Source organism: Methanosarcina sediminis, assembly GCF_052056915.1.
GTDB lineage: Archaea > Halobacteriota > Methanosarcinia > Methanosarcinales > Methanosarcinaceae > MTP4.
Map to the genome: position 1 here is coordinate 2,884,111 of NZ_CP195119.1, position 16,381 is coordinate 2,900,491.

Below are 16,381 nucleotides of genomic sequence, written 5' to 3' on the forward strand. Positions count from 1 at the left end.
TCCGGAAGTTCTTAAACTGCCAGTGTTTCCCAGTATTTGAGCGCCTCTTCATGGCTTTTTATTTTGTTTTTGAGCAACTTGTGCTGGGGCTTGCCTTTTGACAATTCCTCGCTCTTGCTGCCGTGGGATTCTTCCAGCTGTTTTTCTGATTCCTCAATCTTTTTAAGTTCCTGGTTAGAGTTTTTTGCTTCTTCGATTTTAACCCCTATCTGCTGGACAATGCTTTCTTCAAGGTCCGCTTTCCGGGATGCCTCCTGGAAGCTTCCTATAAACGCTCCTGCCAGCTCCTGCTCTTCTCCCGGCTCTATATGGGCCTTAAGCTTTTTTATGTCTTCAAGGAGTTTATCGGCAGACATCTGATCGATTTTCGGAAAAAGCTCCTTCTCAAGCAGGCCTTCTACCTGATGGTAGAACTGCTGCCTTTTTTCCTTAAGGACCTCCTTTCGCTCGAGCATCTGGCTCCTGAAGTTCTTCGAGTTCTTGACTTCGCCTTCGATCTCGTTCAGCCGGCTTTCCAGCTCTTCGAATTCCTTTCTGTATTCTTCCAGGAATCGCCTGTGTTTAACCACAACCCCGGCAACCAGTTCCCCTGATGTCGATGTCCTTATCCCGGTGTTTTCGCTGCTTTCGTTCACTGTATCACTATTTGCAGTTCAATTTTATAAATATATTCTAGGATGATCTTCTCTTCCTTTGAGATATGCCGAACCAGGTGGTGAGATCGCTTTTTTGCTGTCCTCGCCCTTTTCCTGAAGCATCATATACTCGCAGGCTTCATACCCTGAAAATCTGGGCATGGGGCACTCCATCGATCATAATCACGGATCCCTGATCGACAAGTCCGCACTTTATTGCACACTGGATGGTTTTTTCTCCAAAGAGATTGGCAGTTGTGGCTTCTCCCAGGGCTTCCTGAAGTTCGGGTTCCGAGACCTTTTTACCTTCGTAAAAATTTCTGTCTATTTCCACACTGCTCCTGCCGTTTTTCAGTGTCTTTCCAAGCACTTCGCTGTCGCAAGCCGCTACCAGGAAGTATTCTCCGTTTTCATAGATCTTTAGGTACATATTTTACCCTTTTAGTATTTACAGCTTAACCATTTTCACTTTATTTATAGGTAAATTTACATTCAGGATGCATAGCTCCTTCAAAATATTCCTTACAACTTCTAAATATTAATATGTTTATTTAATTATTATCGGAAATTTCCAAAGATGCACAGGATTTGCTAATTGGTACCCACTCATTTGTTGACTATTTTTATGTGGTCTTTATCCGGGGCAAAAAGGTCTCCTCTCTGCCTCATTTTACCTATGTGTTCTTCGGCATGGGCCCTGTCGATACCGCACTCTTTTTGCGCTTCAGCATAGACCTCTTCCAGGGGAGCTTTCCCATGCGTGTGTCTCTCACTTACTTTTTTGATAATGTCTTTCAGGAGCTTTATCTTGTCCCTCTGGTTCTTGCTTGTGCCTGTCGCAATGATGTCCGCGTCAAGAGCTCCTGTTTCCGGGTCCACGCCTACGTTCTTCAGGCAGTTCATTACGATTCGGATAGTCCTTCTTGCATCTTCCAGGGTTACCTTATTGCTTAGTCGGACTCTTGCGCTGGCTTCCGAGAGGCGGACAAGGGCTTCGAGCTGCCTGGCGGTAACAGGCACGGGTGTATTCTTTCCCTCCCCGGTTTTCCTGAGGTCCGTATAGAAGTTGATCAGGTACTGCCTGGTGTCGTCTTCCATTGCCGGATATACGTTTTTCCGTGCGTATGCGACGTATTTTCGCATGATTTCAGCATCGATATCAGGTTCTATAACTTCCAGTTCGGCTTCCACGAATCCTTCGCTTATCTCGCAACCGGGAAGTTTTTGCCTTTGTTCGAAGAGTTCCCCTGCGTAATGGGACTGGAGGATGTGGGTAGCAATTTTGCTGTCCATGGCGTGGTTCGGAGTATCGAGCAGGACAAATATAAGGTCAAACCGGGAGAGTAGGGCCGGTGGCATGTTTATCTGCTCTGCCAGGCCTTCATATCGGTCAAAACGTCCATACTTAGGGTTTGCCGCTCCAAGGAGGGCGCAGCGGGACTTCAGAGTTGCGATGATCCCTGCCTTGGCTATGCTGATGGTCTGCTGTTCCATTGCCTCGTGCAGGGCACTTTTATCCTCTGTCCGCATCTTGTCCATCTCGTCAACGGCGGCAATTCCCATATCTGCCATTACGAGAGCCCCTCCTTCGATGGTCCATCTGCCATCGTTCAGGTCGTCTTTCACGGCAGCAGCTGTCAATCCGCTTGCAGAAGCACTTCTCCCTGATGCGAACACACCTCTGGGGGAAAGCTTGACCACATAGCGGAGGAGCTGGCTTTTAGCGATACCAGGGTCTCCCACGAGCATCATGTGGATATCTCCCCTGGTCCTGGAGCCGTCGGGCAGGTTTTTCACGACTCCTGAAAAGAGCTGGAGGGCCAGGGCTTCCTTTATGTCCTCATACCCGTAAATTGAAGGGGCAATCGAGCCTATGATCTTTCCGTATATCTCCGGGTCCCTGGAAAGTTCCAGGATCTGTTCTTCGTCTTCCTGGGTGATTTCCAGTTCATCATAGTCCTTGTCCAGCTTTTCGATAGAGTTTGCCTCAAGGACAAGGTCATAGAAGGTGGACTTCCCGTCCCTGAGGGTACGCTGCCTGGATATCAGGACTCCATTTATAAGGACCCGGTCTCCGGGGGTGACATCTCCCGTAAGGTCGTCTTCCGCGTCTACTTCAAGGCTCTGGGGTTGTGAGCCTCCTTTCAGGTTTTCGGGGGACTCCTGGACCTGGAGTTTCTGGGCATCAACAAAAGTGGATTCTTCAATCAAGACCTTGAAGGGGCCTTTCTTCCCGCAGGTCTCTTCTTCACAGCCCCCGTAAGGCTCTTCGAATTTGAAGCTGTTTTGCTCCACAAGGGTTATATGTCCACAGCGGAGACACTGGAAAGCGGCTTTTGTGATTCTGGGCCTTACTTCTGTGGCTTTCCGTATCATCCCCTCGATTGCAACGAACCTGGCCAGGTGCTTGCTGCGCAGTTCCCGGATTGGGACTCTGTTAGGGACTTTTATAATCCTTACATGGGCCTGCTCGAAGTCTTTTTCGACGGGGAGGTCAATTTCTTTCAGTGCGGCTTCGGCTGCTTCTACAAGTTCTCCCGGGTGGTCAAGAAACTCCTTTGAGAGTTCCCTGTCGAACTTCTCTATGTCGGTGAAGTCCACGGTGAGGCTTCTTAAGTCCGGGTACTCGTTTGCAAGCTGGAGGATTTCGTTCCAGTAATAATCTTTAAAAAATTTCTTTAGCTTTTCGTTCCACTTGCTTTCTGTCTCTGTCATAATCTTCCCGGATCTGTTGACATCTTAAATATTATCTAGGATTTTTGAAAAAATCTTCATTTCCTCAACCAGGCCTCTCCGTTCAAAACAGTTTGCTCAAAAAGCGTTAAAAAAAATGTACATTGAAGCTCCAAATGTAAGAGAGGCTTATTCTGATATGAACTTTTCTATGTCTTCCTCTCCTTCGTTTTCCTGCAGAGAGTCCTGAACGTTTCCGGAGGGGTCGTCGATCTTCCTTTCGATTTTCCTTACCACTCCCCGCAGGGTCTGGACTTCCCTCGGGGTCAGCCCGGCTCTTCCGAAGATCCTCCTCAGCATAAGGAAAGTCTTGTCCTTTTTGTGGGGAGGATATTCTATTTCTTCTAAAAGTTCTCCTAAGTGCCCGTACAATAACCGCAGGTCAAACCCTTCCGCAAGGGGGTTTTCCCCGCTTTCAATTCCGGAAAGTTCGTAAAGCAGCACTGCCACGGCATGGGAGATATTCATTACGGGATATTCTTCCGATGTAGGAACCGTAACAAGCATGTCAAAGCTTTTGATTTCCTCGTTCCGGAAACCGTTATCTTCACGCCCGAAGAGGACTGCAACTGTCCCGCTGTAACCTTTGAGCCTCTCCTTGATTTCCGGGGGTGTATAAAGAGGGAGCCGGATATGTTCTCCTGCCTTCAGACTCGGGATTCCCGTGGTCCCTATGACAAGGTTTGCACCTTTTACTGCTTCTTCGACCGTTGAGGTAATTCTGGCTCCTTCCAGTACTTCCCTGGCATGAGAAGCCATGGCTCTTGCCTGTCCTTCCAGTTTGCAGGGGTTTACAAGGGCAAGGTCCGAATATCCGAAGTTTTTCATGGCTCTTGCTACCGAGCCAACGTTTCCCTGGTACATGGGCTCCACAAGCACTACGCGTATTTCAAGTGACAAGGTTTCTCAAATCCTGACTGCGCTTTTTTGGTTTTAAAAATCAGTTCACGAGGGTAATTGCGTCTTCCATGCAGACTGTTGTGCACATTCTGCAGCCCAGGCAGTATGAGGCATCTTTTACGACGCAGACTTTTTTCCCGTTTTTTTCTTCGATGGAATAAACCCTCGGGCCTTTCGGGCAGGCGGCTTTGCATGCCCCGCAGCCTGTACATTTCTCTTCATCAATATAAATCTTCATATGGCTATTTCTCTTCGGGAGATTTGTTGTTCTTGATAAGCAGATAGGTCCTTTCCCTTAATAGTATAATTTACGTTATCCTTCGGTTATTTATTTTTATTCCGGCTCTTCGCTGTTTCGTATGGGTAGATATTAATTGTGCAGCTAGGAAATGACCCGGCTGAAATGACAAATGTCTATCTTGTGCGTTATTTTTTCCTCAGAAATGCTTCTACATATTGCCTACGTCTTTCTCACATTAGGAAGTGGGTATGAATGCCCACTAGAAACAGCGAAGAGCCTTATCAATTATTACATTAGTTTTGAGTTCTTAATCAGGTCATAGCCTTAAATATAACTTGACCTAAGAACCGATGGAGTTTTATAAGCTAATATCCGGAGATAGATTAACATATATGTCTTAAAAGCGAATACGTTTTAGTTAATCTGGAAGTGGTATTTTATGAGTCTTGAAAAGATCTTACAGGACACGTTTAAAGGGGAGACGACTGAAGTCGGATGGTATCTTGCAATGTCCAAAGTTGCGGAACAGGAAGGGTTTGCGGATGTTGCGGTCTATCTCCGCCAGATCGCAATGGATGAAGCCTGGCACGCAACCGAGGTCGCAGAAATCCTGGGCCTGGTCAAAGGGTCTACCGTAGAAAACCTCGAAATGATGCTCGAGGGAGAAAGCAAAGCTGAGATAGAAAAGGCTGAAGCCGCGGAAATTGCCCGGAAGGAAGGCAACACGAGGGCTGCTCTCTTCTTTGAACGCGCTTCCCTGGATGAAGCCCGCCATAAGGCAGGCCTTAAGGGTTTCCTGAAGCGGTTGAAAGAGCAGCAGTGAACTACTGAAAACGGGTCTTTAGACCCTTTCCTTTCTCTTTTCTTTTTCCTTCTCTTTTCTTTGGGCTTTTATGCACTCATTTTTAGGGTTCACGCATTGTATACAGACAATTTATATTATCCGGATCATATCTGAGTATATCGGGTTATTGTCCGGTAAATTGACTGGATTGGTGCCGGTACACCGGGGGTACGTTGCCGGATAGGTAGGGGGTTGCTGCTGGATTCGGGTATTTTTCCCGGGAAATGAAGGTCTCATGCCTGGCTATCGATTTCCGATGTCGGATTTCTGATTTGTCGATTATTGCTTGACCGGTTATCAATTGGTTCAGACGATGTCTTAACAGAAACGGATTTTAGGAGATGTGTAAAGCATGAAAGGAGATATTCCTGAGAAAGGTGCGATTGTGCAAAGAGACGGGGAAACTTATGCAATTGCTCCTCATATTCCGGGGGGAATCGTGTACCCGGAGACTCTTCGAAAGATTGCGGATATTGCAGAGAAATACGGGGCTGCAGCCCTGAAACTCACTTCTGCCCAGCGGGTTGCCATCGTCGGGTTAAAAGAGGAAGATCTGGATGCGGCATGGGGAGAACTGGACATGAAGCCCGGGGCTGCCATCGGGCTTTGCGTGCGGAGCGTCAAGCTCTGTCCCGGAACAACATTCTGCAAGCGAGGTAAACAGGATGCTGTGGGGCTTGGCCTGAAACTCGATGAAAAGTACCACGGTATGGAACTGCCTTCAAAGTTTAAGATGGCAGTCTCCGGCTGTCCGAATTCCTGTTCCGAACCTGCCATCAAAGACCTGGGAATAATGGGTACGGCAAAAGGCTACACTCTTATGGTGGGGGGTAGTGCAGGCCCGAGCCCTCGGATCGGTGATGTAGTGGCAAAGGGCCTGTCTGAGGAAGAGGTTCTGGAACTTGTGGAAATAATTATTAATTTCTACAAAGGTTACGGAAAGGTCAAAAGGCTCGGCAAGGTCATAGATGAAATAGGGCTTGATAAATTTAAGGAAGAGATAGGGCTTTAATCCGGGAAGAATTTTTAATATATTCTCCCTTCTATATTATACCCTGTCTGGCAATTTACTTCTTTTTTTATTTTTTCCAGCTCTTTGTATTCTTCTCAATTTTCTCCATTCAGTTCTCTATTTTCTCCGTCCGCTCAGAAGTTTTTCATCATTTCCAATATATTATATTTAAGCAAATTTCATTCATTCTCTATTATATTTACCACACTTTCATAACTAATATATTATATTTATCATAATTTATATTTGCTTTTTTCCTTCCACTTCTCTTCTCTTTTGTTAACGGGAACCTCAATTTTTAGGCTCCCGAAGGCTTTTCGATCTATGAAAAGTTAAAGATAACGTTTAAATATAATAGATACAAAGACTAAACAAACCTTATGCAGACAGTCGCTACGGCAGTCTCTCGATCTTTAATGTTATTTATTTCCTGTAACAGCGATTATAATTCTAAAAACCAGTATCAGTTTTCAGTTTTTGACCCATACATAGGAGGAATAAATTATTAGTGAGATGGCATATTTTTCTGGACTTTCGGATGCTCTCAGGATCACGTTTGTCCAGATGATGATAGTCAGTTTTATCGCCATGGTGATTTTCGTATACGGCATGATCATTAACTTACAGAAATGGGGTGCCGGTGTCACAGGCTATGCTCTTGAACCCGAAGCCGGGAGCAAGGGAAGTGCGATCCGGTTCTTAAAGACCTGGTGGAAACAGGTAACGGAAGAATCCCATCATGGACACGGAAAACCCATTCTCGAGATCCTTGTCCTTGATATCCTCTTCCAGAGGAGAATTCTCAAAAGGAGCCCTGTCCGCTGGTTCATGCACTTTACGATTTTCGTTGGTTGGATGACCCTTTTCGCCATGTCGGGTATGATGTTTGCAGTGGAAATGGCAGAAAGGTTTATTGAGCTGCCTTTCACCGCCGAAATGTTCAGGGAATTCCTTCAGCTCCCGAACGACATTTTCGGGTACATCCTGCTTGTCGGTGTGGTAATTGCAATTGTCAGGAGACTCTTTATCAAGGAAGTCAGAGAAGCTTCCATCATGTATGACTGGGTCCTTATTGGAGTCGTCTTCATTGTCACCGTTTCCGGTTTCGTCGCTGACGGGATCAGGACTGGAGACATCGTCTGGAATATTGGCATGTCCGGGGAGACCGCAATGGCATATGCCCCTCCTGCAGCACTCTTCCATTCCGTGATTTCCCTGCTCTTTTGTATCGCTTTTATCCCCTATTCAAAATACATCCATATAATAGCCACTCCACTTGCGATTCTCGCAAATAAGGGAGGAGAATAAAATGGCAAAAAAACAACCCTCAATAGACACCAAAAACCTTACCGCAGTCCAGCTCATGGAGCTTGACTCCTGTACACGCTGCGGAGAATGTGTCAAATGGTGTCCAACTTACGCCGCTTCCGGCCAGAAACCGGGCCTTGCCCCCAGGGACAAGATCCTGCGCTGGAGGGAGTTTATGAACAAGTCCTACGGGGTCAAGGCAAAGCTCTTTGGACCTGCGGAAATCTCCGGCGCCGAACTCGAAGAGTTCAAGGACGACGTCCACGGCTGTACCACCTGCGGTATCTGTGCAACTGTCTGTGAGTCCGGGATCAACACCGTGGAAATCTGGGAATCTCTCCGTGCAAACCTCGTGAAGAAAGGCATCGGTCCTTACGGGAAACAGAGCATGTTCCCGAAGCTTGTCAACCAGTACAATAACCCCTACCTGGCAGCTCCCGAAGACCGCCTCAAATGGATTCCTGACGATGTCAAGATTGCAGAAAAGGCAAATATTCTCTACTTCGGAGGCTGTACCGCCGAACTCAGGCAGACTAAACTCGCTGTTGCGACCGCCAGGGTGCTTAACAAGCTGGGCATTGAATTCACCATGCTCGGGGAAGAGGAATGGTGCTGTGGTTCAGCCATGATCAGGACCGGACAGCCCCATATTGAAGACATTTCACGCAGGGTTGCCGAGCACAACGTGAATGCAATCAAGGCTAAGGGTGCAACAAAGGTCCTTTATGCCTGTGCAGGTTGCTTCCGTGCCTCGAAGGTAGACTGGCCGAGACAGCTCGGGGAAGAACTGCCCTTCGAAGTTATCCATATCACCGAATTCCTGGCAGACCTTGTCAAGAAAGGCCAGATCAAATGGGAAAAATCCATTGATAAGGCCATTACCTACCACGACCCCTGCCACCTGGGCCGCCACGTAGGCGTATACGACGCCCCAAGATATGTGCTTGAAAACATTCCAGGTGTCAAGTTCGTTGAAATGGACAGGGTTAAGGAATTCCAGCGTTGCTGTGGAGCTGGCGGTGGTGTGAAAGCAGGTATCCCGGACCTCGCTCTGGGAGTTGCCGAAACCCGTGTAGAGGACGCTCTTGCAACTCATGCAGATATCCTCTCAAGCGCCTGCCCGTTCTGTAAGAGGAACCTTCAGGATGGAACAGATTCCCTCAATGAAAAGAACACACCGGGCGCAGACAAGCTGGAAGTCGAGGACATTATTGTCCTTGTCGCAGAAGCTCTCGGGCTCGAAGTTATAGGGGATTAAACCTTTAATGGTTTAATTTCCTTTTTTCTTTCCTTATTTTCATGTTTGATTTCCCTGCCTGTCTTTGATTTTATGGGTAGGTATAAATACTGTCAAAATCTCATGATCAATATATGCAAATCCCTTACGAATTCCTGGGTAAAGTGTTCATATTCCTGGCACTCCTGGCTTTATGCGGGACACTGTTTGCGCTTCTTGTAGGTGCGTATTCTTTTAATAAACGCAGGATTCTTTTTCCGAGTTTTACACTTTTCACGCTCTACCTTTTCTATTCTCCCTCCAAGTGGATATGCAGGGTCTTTCGAATCCGGGAAACCCTTGTTGATGATATCCTTATCGATGTCCGGAATGCGATGATGCTGGATGATTTCGTGCATACGAAGGAGGGGAGGGTTGTCCTGCTGCCGCAGTGTATGCGCCACCCGAATTGTAAGGCAAGGTGTGACCCCGTGCACGGGTATGAATGCAAGCGCTGCGGGCTTTGCGATATTGCAAAGATTTGTGAAGCCGGTGACGAGTACGGGTTTAAAGTATTCGTAATCCCCGGAAGCAGTTTTGTCAAAAAGATCTTCAAGGAATACAGGCCCCGGGCCTGCCTTGGCGTTGCCTGCTACAATGAGCTTGCAGAAGATATGCAGGAAGTATCTTTTGTTCCTGTGCAGGGGGTTCTTCTCCTTCGGGACGGTTGCTTCAACACCGAAGCTAACGTTGAAGAAATTATCAGAAAAATGGAGATGTGCGATGTATAATCTTATAGGAAAAGTCCTGTTCTTTTCCATAATTTTTTCGGTTTTTATCTCGTCGACCGCACTTATGGTAAGCCGGATCAGCCTGAACAGGCATGTATGGCTGGCAGGCTTTTTTGCGAATGTGCTTGACTTTTTCTATCTTCCACTCAGGCATCTTTTTGTTAAGTTTTCGGATTCCAGGACACTGGACAAATGGATGGCTTCTCTGAAAAACATGGCTCATAAATCAGCTTTTGCAAAAACCAGAAAACGGATTATTCTTGCTCCCCACTGCATGCGGGCTCTTGACTGCCCCGCTCATTCCACGAGGGAAGGTATCCAGTGCAAGTCCTGTGGAAAATGCGTGTTTACCCGGCTGAAAAAAGATTCGGAAGCAAACGGATACAGGCTTTTTATCCTGACAGGGTCTTCTTTTGTCAAACGCATCCTGCAGATGGAAAAAGCTGATGGGGTGCTCCTTATTGCCTGTGATTACGAACTCAATAAAGTTATGCGCGCTATCAAAGGTAAAAAAGTTGTGACCTACGGGGTCCCGATGGAAAGAGACGGTTGCTTCGGAACAGAAGTGGATTATCAAAAGGTCCTGGATGCTTTTGAAACTTTCAAGTACTGAGCTTGATTTCCTTCTTCCGGGTAAAAAGCAACTTTTTCCCGTTTGTAAATCGACACTTTAAATACGTTCCTCTCCAAATTAATAGATGACTCTGAATTCATTTAAGGATATTTTTTGAAGGTGTTTCTTTATGTATGATGTTATTATTGTAGGTGGCGGCCCATCCGGTGCCTCGGCCGGAAGACGTGCAGGAATACTCGGGCTTGATACATTGCTGCTTGAAAAAGAAGACTTTCCGAGGTACAAGCCCTGCGGAGGAGCTCTTTCTGACCATGCGATTTCTTATCTTGATTTCGAGCTCCCTGAAGAGGTCATTGAATGGGAGGTCACGGGCGCAAAGGTCATTTTCAAAGAGCAGATGATTGAAGCCCACAAGGATTACAGGCTCTCCACTCTTGTTTCCAGAGACGTTTTTGACAATCTCCTTCTCGAAAAAGCGAAAGAAACCGGTATAAAAGTCCATACCCGGGAAAAGGTCCTCAACTGCAGGGAGACGCCCGAATTTGTGGAGGTAGTAACAAAGGAGAATACCTACCGGGCAAAATTCGTGATTATTTCCGAGGGTGCGCACGGTCTCCTCAAGACCTGTTTACGGCCTGCGGACACGAAAGAAGAGTACGGGGTCTGTGTGGTCACCGAGGTGCCAGCAGAGGAAAAGGAAATCGAAGAAAGGTTGGGGAAGGCTATTGAAATGCATTTCGGGGTTGCAGGTGGAGGATACGGCTGGGTCTTTCCTCATAAAACTTATTATTCTGTAGGAATTGGTGGAGTCGTTAAAGACCTTCCTCACCCAAAAGAAGCCATGCTAGAATTTCTGAAGGAAAATGGCTTTGAGGATGAGTACAAACTTCACGGGCACAAGATCCCAAGAGGAGGGATTAAAAGGAAAGTAGTCGGTTCGAGAATTCTCCTTTGCGGGGATGCTGCCGGGTTTGTGGATGCTTTTTCCGGGGAGGGGCTCGCTTATGCAATCCGCTCTGGACAACTTGCAGCCGAAGTAATTTCCGGGATCTGCCTGGAATGTGGAAAGGCAAAGGATCTCAAAAAATACGAGTCCCTATGCCAGGCTGAGTTCGGGGCACATCTGAAATATTCCCTGATGTTCTCAAAATTAATGCACCGCTTCCCTGAAAGGACGTTCAGAATTTTCACCTCCAGCGAGAAAATGATCGATAAGTACCTTGAGGTTGTGGGTCTAAGTATGGATTATAAGGATTTCCTTCGCTGGTCACTCCTGAATTTCAAGTTTAAGTAATGGCCACTCATTAAACTAAAGCCAAAAATAAAACTAAAAAAGCAGTTTATTAATTTTAGTGCGAGTGAGATCCGTAAGCTCCCTTCTGTTCCTGCAATGATTCCCGGCACCAGGCAGTGAGGGGAACGGTCCTTTAGGACTCTTGCAGTGACGGCATTCGGCTAAGCGTTTCAAAACAAATCGGGTGATTCCGGACTGCTCATATAATCCCGATTTCCAACTTGCACCCACGAGGATTCACCGTTTCATCCGCAGCCCCTGCGACCTCAGCTTTTCGCATCATTGCATTAATAGGGGACGGTTCCGTTTCTGTGCCAGAGCCCGGGCTCTCGCCCGACACCCTTTACAGGTGTTCGTGTGTCCGGAGCGGAGGGGAGACTTTCCTCAGACCCTGGGGTCCGGCAGCCGTCCGACCTCTCTCGCACTTTATTTAATCTGGAATTTCTATATACTTTTTGTTAGTATATCTATTTTTTGGCTGTCGGCTGAGAACCTGGGATTTCGTATGATGTATTCGGTCTGATATGTGATATGTTTCCGTGTCCTTCTTATAATATTTGCGTGTTTGACATTTGCCCAAATATTAATATATATGCATTGTAATCGATAATTTGGGTTATTGCTTTAAACCCCCTGTCCATATTATCAGAAAAAAACGTTATCGTTACTTTAATATGAGACTATAGTTATCATTTTTGTAATTCAGTTCCAGGCTTATTTTTGAAGAGGTAAAATATGAGTGATGATCTGTTCAATCTGCACGTTGGGTATGTCCGTTTTAAAAATCCTATCGCACTGGCTCCGATGGCAGGGATTGCCGACAGTGCGTTTGCCAACCAACATGCAGGTGATGCCGGGCTTGTTATACTGGGGGCCTTTAACCTTGACGAAGGTTCCATGAAAGTTGCGTCAGAGCTTGCAGCCCGGGGTAGAAAAGAATTCATTTCCGATGAACCAATGGAGTTTATAAAACAGGAAATTCGGGCGGTTACGTCCGGAACTGCAGTTGCGGTAAACGTGCGGAGCACTACGCTTGGCCCCCTGATCGAAGCTGCAAAGCTTGTCAAAGAAGAGGGTGCAATCCTCGAGTTAAACGCCCATTGCAGACAGCCCGAGATGCTTGATACGGGCCTGGGAGAAGCTCTTCTCCAGGACCTGCCCAGGCTTTCCGAATGGATCCGTGCCATCAAGGAAACCGGGGTCGTGCTTTCCGTAAAGGTCCGGGCCAATATCATTGACGATGCCCAGCTTGCCCGGATTATCGATAAGGCAGGTGCCGATATCATTCACGTTGACGCCATGCTGGAAGGCTTTGGCACTGACCTTGATGCAATCATGACGTACAGGGATTCAACAAGAAAGTTTCTCATAGGCAACAACTCGGTAACGGATTTTGCTGATGCTAAGGAAATGTTTTCCTGGGGTGCGGATATGGTTTCGGCTGCCAGGGGAGTTCTGGAAGATCCCGAACTTATCCGGAAACTGGTTGAAAGTGTCACCTCCTACCAGCAGGTCATAGGCTGGTACAACGCCCCGAAGCATGTTTGCAGCAGTGGGGACTTCAGAGGTCTTGCTTTTTGCTGCATGCCCGTGAAACCCTGCCCGGTACATGAAAAATTCCGGAAACTGGGGTACACCGCCGAGGAGTTCGCCCGAACAAAGTTTGAATTTGCGAAAGGTACAATGCTTGAATTCGGGCAGGATACCTGTTTCGGGAGCCTTGTGTGGTGCTGCAAGGTTACGAAACCCTGCTGGATCCGGGACGGCGCTTTAAATACCCTGGACCTCTCCGATGCCGAGTATATGAAACTTAAGGAACAACTGGCAAAATATATATTGGATCATGCCAAAATCCCGGTAAATGAATCCTGAAAACGCTGATATGCCCGGCTATCCGGCCGGTAGGGGATCTTCTCCCCATGTTTCCGGTCACATTGCCCGCTGTGCCCAGCTTGCCATGCTGCTGGAGGTTTCGGCTTCTCCCAAGCCCGGGAACGTGGACAGGGAGCATGATTATCCTGATACCTGTTTTGAACATTTCGTGGCTTCCTCCGTGGGCGTGTACCCTGCCCTCGAACAGGCTGCAAGGAGCAGGGACGGGATCGGTTCTCTCATAAAAGCGGCAGTCTATGAGAGTGCCTCCTGGCAGAATGGAGGCAACACCCATTTCGGGGCTTTTCTTTTACTCATTCCTCTTGCCATGGCTGCAGGGGAAATTCTTGCAGGAAAAAAGCCTGAAAAAGGCCTCAAAAAGCTTGAACCAGAGGACCTGGAAAGCCTGGTCGACAGGGCGCTTGTTTTTGTCCGGGAGACGGGTTGCGAGGACGCGGTAGAGTTCTACAGGGCGTTCGGGGCTGCGGGTGTCCGGGTAAACAGTGTAGAGGAATTTGACCTTAAAGACACTGAATCCCCAGGGGCTCTTTGTGAAAAGGCCGTAACCCTTTACGACCTCATGGTAATCTCGGAGGGGTACGACATGATCGCAAATGAGTGGACAACAGGTTTCAGGCGCTGTCTTGAGGGAGCAAGAACTGTCCTGGGGTTCATGCATGCCCGGAATGGGGATTGCGGAAATTCTTCCCCCGACTGTTCCGGAACCGGGATCAATGAAGCCGTGGTATACACATTCCTTAAACTGCTCTCCAGGCACAGGGACACCTTTATCCAGACAAAGTTCGATGCCGACACTGCAGACCGTGTTTCTTCCAGGGCTTGCGAGATCCTTTCGGAATGGGAGGAAAAAGGATCGGTTTTAGATTCGGTTTCGGATTCAGGATCCGGAAAAGGGGATTTCCTGGCTCTGCTCCCTTCTATAAGGGAATTTGATTCAGAACTGCTTGAAAAAAGGATCAATCCGGGTTCCACCGCAGATATAATTATTGCAGGCCTGTTTATCGCTTTACTCGGAGGACTACGTTTTTGAAGGAATTTAAAAAATCAGGAGATAGCTGTAAACCAGCTGTCGACCTCTCTGAATACGGGATTCCGGCAGGTATCTCTGAGACAATCGTAAGTACGGGGCTTGATACCCCCAATGCGGCCCCTATCGGGATTATCAGGAAAAACAAAAAGACCTTTGTCCGCATTTTCAAAGGCAGCCAGACCGGGGAAAACCTGGTCCGGGAAGGGGTTCTTGTAGCAAACGTGGTATACGACCCTCTGCTTCTCGTACGCTCCACCTTTTCCGACATCGAATCTTCCGAATTTGATTTTGTGGATATTGGTGGGAAAAAGTTCCCTGTCCTGAAATCGGCGATTTCCTGGGTGGCTTTCAGGTGCACCAACCTCAAGGATACGGAACAGGCCGTGGTATCCGACCTCATCCCGCTCGGGGCGGGCTTTTGTGAGGTTAACAGGAGGGCGATTCCAGCCCCTAACCGTGGCTTTAATGCCGTGCTGGAAGCTACGGTACACGCAACCCGTTACCAGCTTTCAGGGGATGAAAAATACCTGGAATGGATCCGGCACTATGAATCCCTGGCTTCCAAATGCGGAGGCGAAAAAGAGAAGCAGGCTATGGAACTGATTTATGATGTCCTCGGAATCTGAGGCTCTTGTTTGAGTTCCCGAATTCTCCTTTCTCCCTCTTCACTCTCTCGAATCTTTTTTTGATTTTCGATTTTTTGTTTTCATTTTTTTGCTTTCTGTTTAGAAAATTATATTATCCCCCTCCTGCATGAGTTCTCTACATGAATTTTCAGAGAATCGCATGGGGCATTACCGGTGCGGGACATTTCCTGGATCGGAGCTACCAGGTCTTCAAGGAGCTCAAGCTGAAAGATAGGGATATTTCTGTGAATACCTATGTCTCAAGGGCTGCCGAGGAAGTCCTGCGGATGTACGGGCTTGAGCAGAAACTGGTTAAGATCTCAGGTGGGGACTACCTGGAAGAGATTTTCCGGGAAAGTGAACAGGGCTCGAGTTCCCCCAAGGTGGGGCGTTTCCTCCTTGAAAGGTACGATGCCCTCTTTATTACGCCTGCGACCTCAAACACGGTTTCGAAGATCGCCTACGGGATTGCAGACTCCCTGGTTACGAACGCTGTTGCCCAGGCTGTGAAAGGCAAAGTCCCGGTTTATGTGGTGCCTGTGGATATCGAAGGCTCTATCGTCTCGGAGATGCCCTACAATATAGACCGGAAGCAGTGCCAGCACTGCGAGGACTGTCCCCCGCGGGATAACTGTCCCCACGGCGCCATCACCGAAAGGAACGGGGCGACGGACCAGATCGATCTCCTGAAGTGCAAGGGCTGCGGGATCTGCAAAGAACTCTGTCCCTATTCTGCGATCAAGGGCGGGCCTGTGGATGTCCTGGTCCGGGATGTGGACATGAAGAATGTCGAAACCGTAAAAAACCTTCAGGGAATCACTGTTCTCGAAAGTCCGGAAGCTATCCTGGAGCTATTTTGAATCAGAAGAATTTTAGCACAGAATGATTTTGGATCAGAAGAATCAAGACCCTCAAAAAAGAAAAGCAGCCATAAGAATACCAAAATATTTATATAAAATTATAATGTAGTACCACCCAGTAAATCAAATTAAGTTGATTTTCATTTATTTGCCAGAGTAAATCTCCACCACCATAATAAAAAACGGAATTCTGCACCACATATTTTATTTTTATTTTTTTTCATGGGCCTGGTGATGAAATCAAATTTTATTTACTTGATGGTGATTTTTAATCAGAAGAAGCTTGAATCAGAAGAAGCTTGAAGGTCCGGGGTTTTCAGTCCTGATGTTTTTACTTTTCGTTGTTGAAAAAAAGGAATAAAGGCTCAGGTGAATTTTTCTCACCCGGTCCTTTATTTTATGTTTTTTGCTTGTTTTTACTTGT

At 47.3% G+C, this 16,381-nt stretch carries 16 protein-coding genes and 1 other RNA gene; 11 read left to right on the plus strand and 6 right to left on the minus strand.

Annotated features, from left to right (window positions below; translation table 11 throughout):
- Positions 1–11: 11 nt before the first annotated feature.
- The 5 genes from ACSAZK_RS12540 to ACSAZK_RS12560 all read right to left on the minus strand — a co-directional run bounded on the left by ACSAZK_RS12540 (position 12) and on the right by ACSAZK_RS12560 (position 4,551).
- A complete protein-coding gene (locus tag ACSAZK_RS12540; RefSeq protein WP_440954448.1) occupies positions 12–635 on the minus strand; it encodes a hypothetical protein in 624 nt (207 codons plus the stop codon).
- Between the two features lie 139 nt (positions 636–774).
- On the minus strand, positions 775–1,065 hold the full coding sequence (locus tag ACSAZK_RS12545) for a DUF424 domain-containing protein (RefSeq protein ID WP_440954449.1): 291 nt from the start codon (positions 1,063–1,065) through the stop codon (positions 775–777).
- Between the two features lie 176 nt (positions 1,066–1,241).
- On the minus strand, positions 1,242–3,350 hold the full coding sequence (locus ACSAZK_RS12550) for a minichromosome maintenance protein MCM (protein WP_440954450.1): 2,109 nt from the start codon (positions 3,348–3,350) through the stop codon (positions 1,242–1,244).
- A 147-nt stretch (positions 3,351–3,497) separates the two neighbouring features.
- On the minus strand, positions 3,498–4,268 hold the full coding sequence (locus tag ACSAZK_RS12555) for an RNA methyltransferase (RefSeq protein ID WP_440954451.1): 771 nt from the start codon (positions 4,266–4,268) through the stop codon (positions 3,498–3,500).
- A 40-nt stretch (positions 4,269–4,308) separates the two neighbouring features.
- Positions 4,309–4,551, minus strand: coding sequence for a 4Fe-4S dicluster domain-containing protein (locus ACSAZK_RS12560; protein ID WP_440957016.1), 243 nt, complete (start codon positions 4,549–4,551; stop codon positions 4,309–4,311).
- Positions 4,552–4,948: 397 nt separating this feature from the next.
- Here ACSAZK_RS12560 and ACSAZK_RS12565 point away from each other — a divergent pair, with 397 nt between their 5' ends.
- The 7 genes from ACSAZK_RS12565 to ACSAZK_RS12595 all read left to right on the plus strand — a co-directional run bounded on the left by ACSAZK_RS12565 (position 4,949) and on the right by ACSAZK_RS12595 (position 11,548).
- Positions 4,949–5,332 carry a ferritin-like domain-containing protein gene (locus ACSAZK_RS12565; protein WP_048181061.1) on the plus strand — a complete coding sequence of 128 codons (384 nt, stop codon included), beginning with the start codon at positions 4,949–4,951 and terminating at the stop codon, positions 5,330–5,332.
- A 373-nt stretch (positions 5,333–5,705) separates the two neighbouring features.
- Complete coding sequence (locus ACSAZK_RS12570; RefSeq protein ID WP_440954452.1) at positions 5,706–6,365, plus strand: NAD(P)/FAD-dependent oxidoreductase; 660 nt, start codon at positions 5,706–5,708, stop codon at positions 6,363–6,365.
- 513 nt (positions 6,366–6,878) lie between these two features.
- Positions 6,879–7,673, plus strand: coding sequence for a respiratory nitrate reductase subunit gamma (locus tag ACSAZK_RS12575; protein ID WP_440954453.1), 795 nt, complete (start codon positions 6,879–6,881; stop codon positions 7,671–7,673).
- A gap of 1 nt (position 7,674) precedes the next feature.
- On the plus strand, positions 7,675–8,931 hold the full coding sequence (locus ACSAZK_RS12580) for a (Fe-S)-binding protein (protein ID WP_440954454.1): 1,257 nt from the start codon (positions 7,675–7,677) through the stop codon (positions 8,929–8,931).
- A 113-nt stretch (positions 8,932–9,044) separates the two neighbouring features.
- On the plus strand, positions 9,045–9,680 hold the full coding sequence (locus ACSAZK_RS12585) for a DUF116 domain-containing protein (protein ID WP_440954455.1): 636 nt from the start codon (positions 9,045–9,047) through the stop codon (positions 9,678–9,680).
- Positions 9,673–10,293 (plus strand): DUF116 domain-containing protein, encoded by a 621-nt coding sequence (locus tag ACSAZK_RS12590; protein WP_440954456.1) that lies wholly within the window; start codon positions 9,673–9,675, stop codon positions 10,291–10,293. Before ACSAZK_RS12585 ends, ACSAZK_RS12590 begins: the two co-directional genes overlap by 8 nt.
- A 130-nt stretch (positions 10,294–10,423) precedes the next feature.
- Positions 10,424–11,548 carry a geranylgeranyl reductase family protein gene (locus tag ACSAZK_RS12595; protein WP_440954457.1) on the plus strand — a complete coding sequence of 375 codons (1,125 nt, stop codon included), beginning with the start codon at positions 10,424–10,426 and terminating at the stop codon, positions 11,546–11,548.
- Positions 11,549–11,610: 62 nt separating this feature from the next.
- Here the strand turns inward: ACSAZK_RS12595 and rnpB are convergent.
- Positions 11,611–11,969: RNase P RNA component (gene rnpB, locus ACSAZK_RS12600), an RNA gene on the minus strand.
- Positions 11,970–12,283: 314 nt separating this feature from the next.
- On the opposite strand from rnpB, the gene ACSAZK_RS12605 reads away from it, so the two are divergent.
- The 4 genes from ACSAZK_RS12605 (at position 12,284) to ACSAZK_RS12620 (ending at position 15,957) form a co-directional block, all read left to right on the plus strand.
- Complete coding sequence (locus tag ACSAZK_RS12605) at positions 12,284–13,420, plus strand: methanogenesis marker 9 domain-containing protein (RefSeq protein ID WP_440954458.1); 1,137 nt, start codon at positions 12,284–12,286, stop codon at positions 13,418–13,420.
- The gene (locus ACSAZK_RS12610; RefSeq protein WP_440954459.1) at positions 13,410–14,471 is read left to right on the plus strand and encodes a triphosphoribosyl-dephospho-CoA synthase; all 1,062 of its coding nucleotides are present in this window, start codon (positions 13,410–13,412) and stop codon (positions 14,469–14,471) included. Before ACSAZK_RS12605 ends, ACSAZK_RS12610 begins: the two co-directional genes overlap by 11 nt.
- Complete coding sequence (locus ACSAZK_RS12615) at positions 14,468–15,097, plus strand: DUF447 domain-containing protein (protein WP_440954460.1); 630 nt, start codon at positions 14,468–14,470, stop codon at positions 15,095–15,097. The genes ACSAZK_RS12610 and ACSAZK_RS12615 overlap by 4 nt, the downstream gene beginning before the upstream one ends.
- 188 nt (positions 15,098–15,285) lie before the next feature.
- Positions 15,286–15,957 (plus strand): dihydromethanopterin reductase (acceptor), encoded by a 672-nt coding sequence (locus tag ACSAZK_RS12620; RefSeq protein WP_440957017.1) that lies wholly within the window; start codon positions 15,286–15,288, stop codon positions 15,955–15,957.
- The last annotated feature ends 424 nt before the right edge of the window (positions 15,958–16,381 follow it).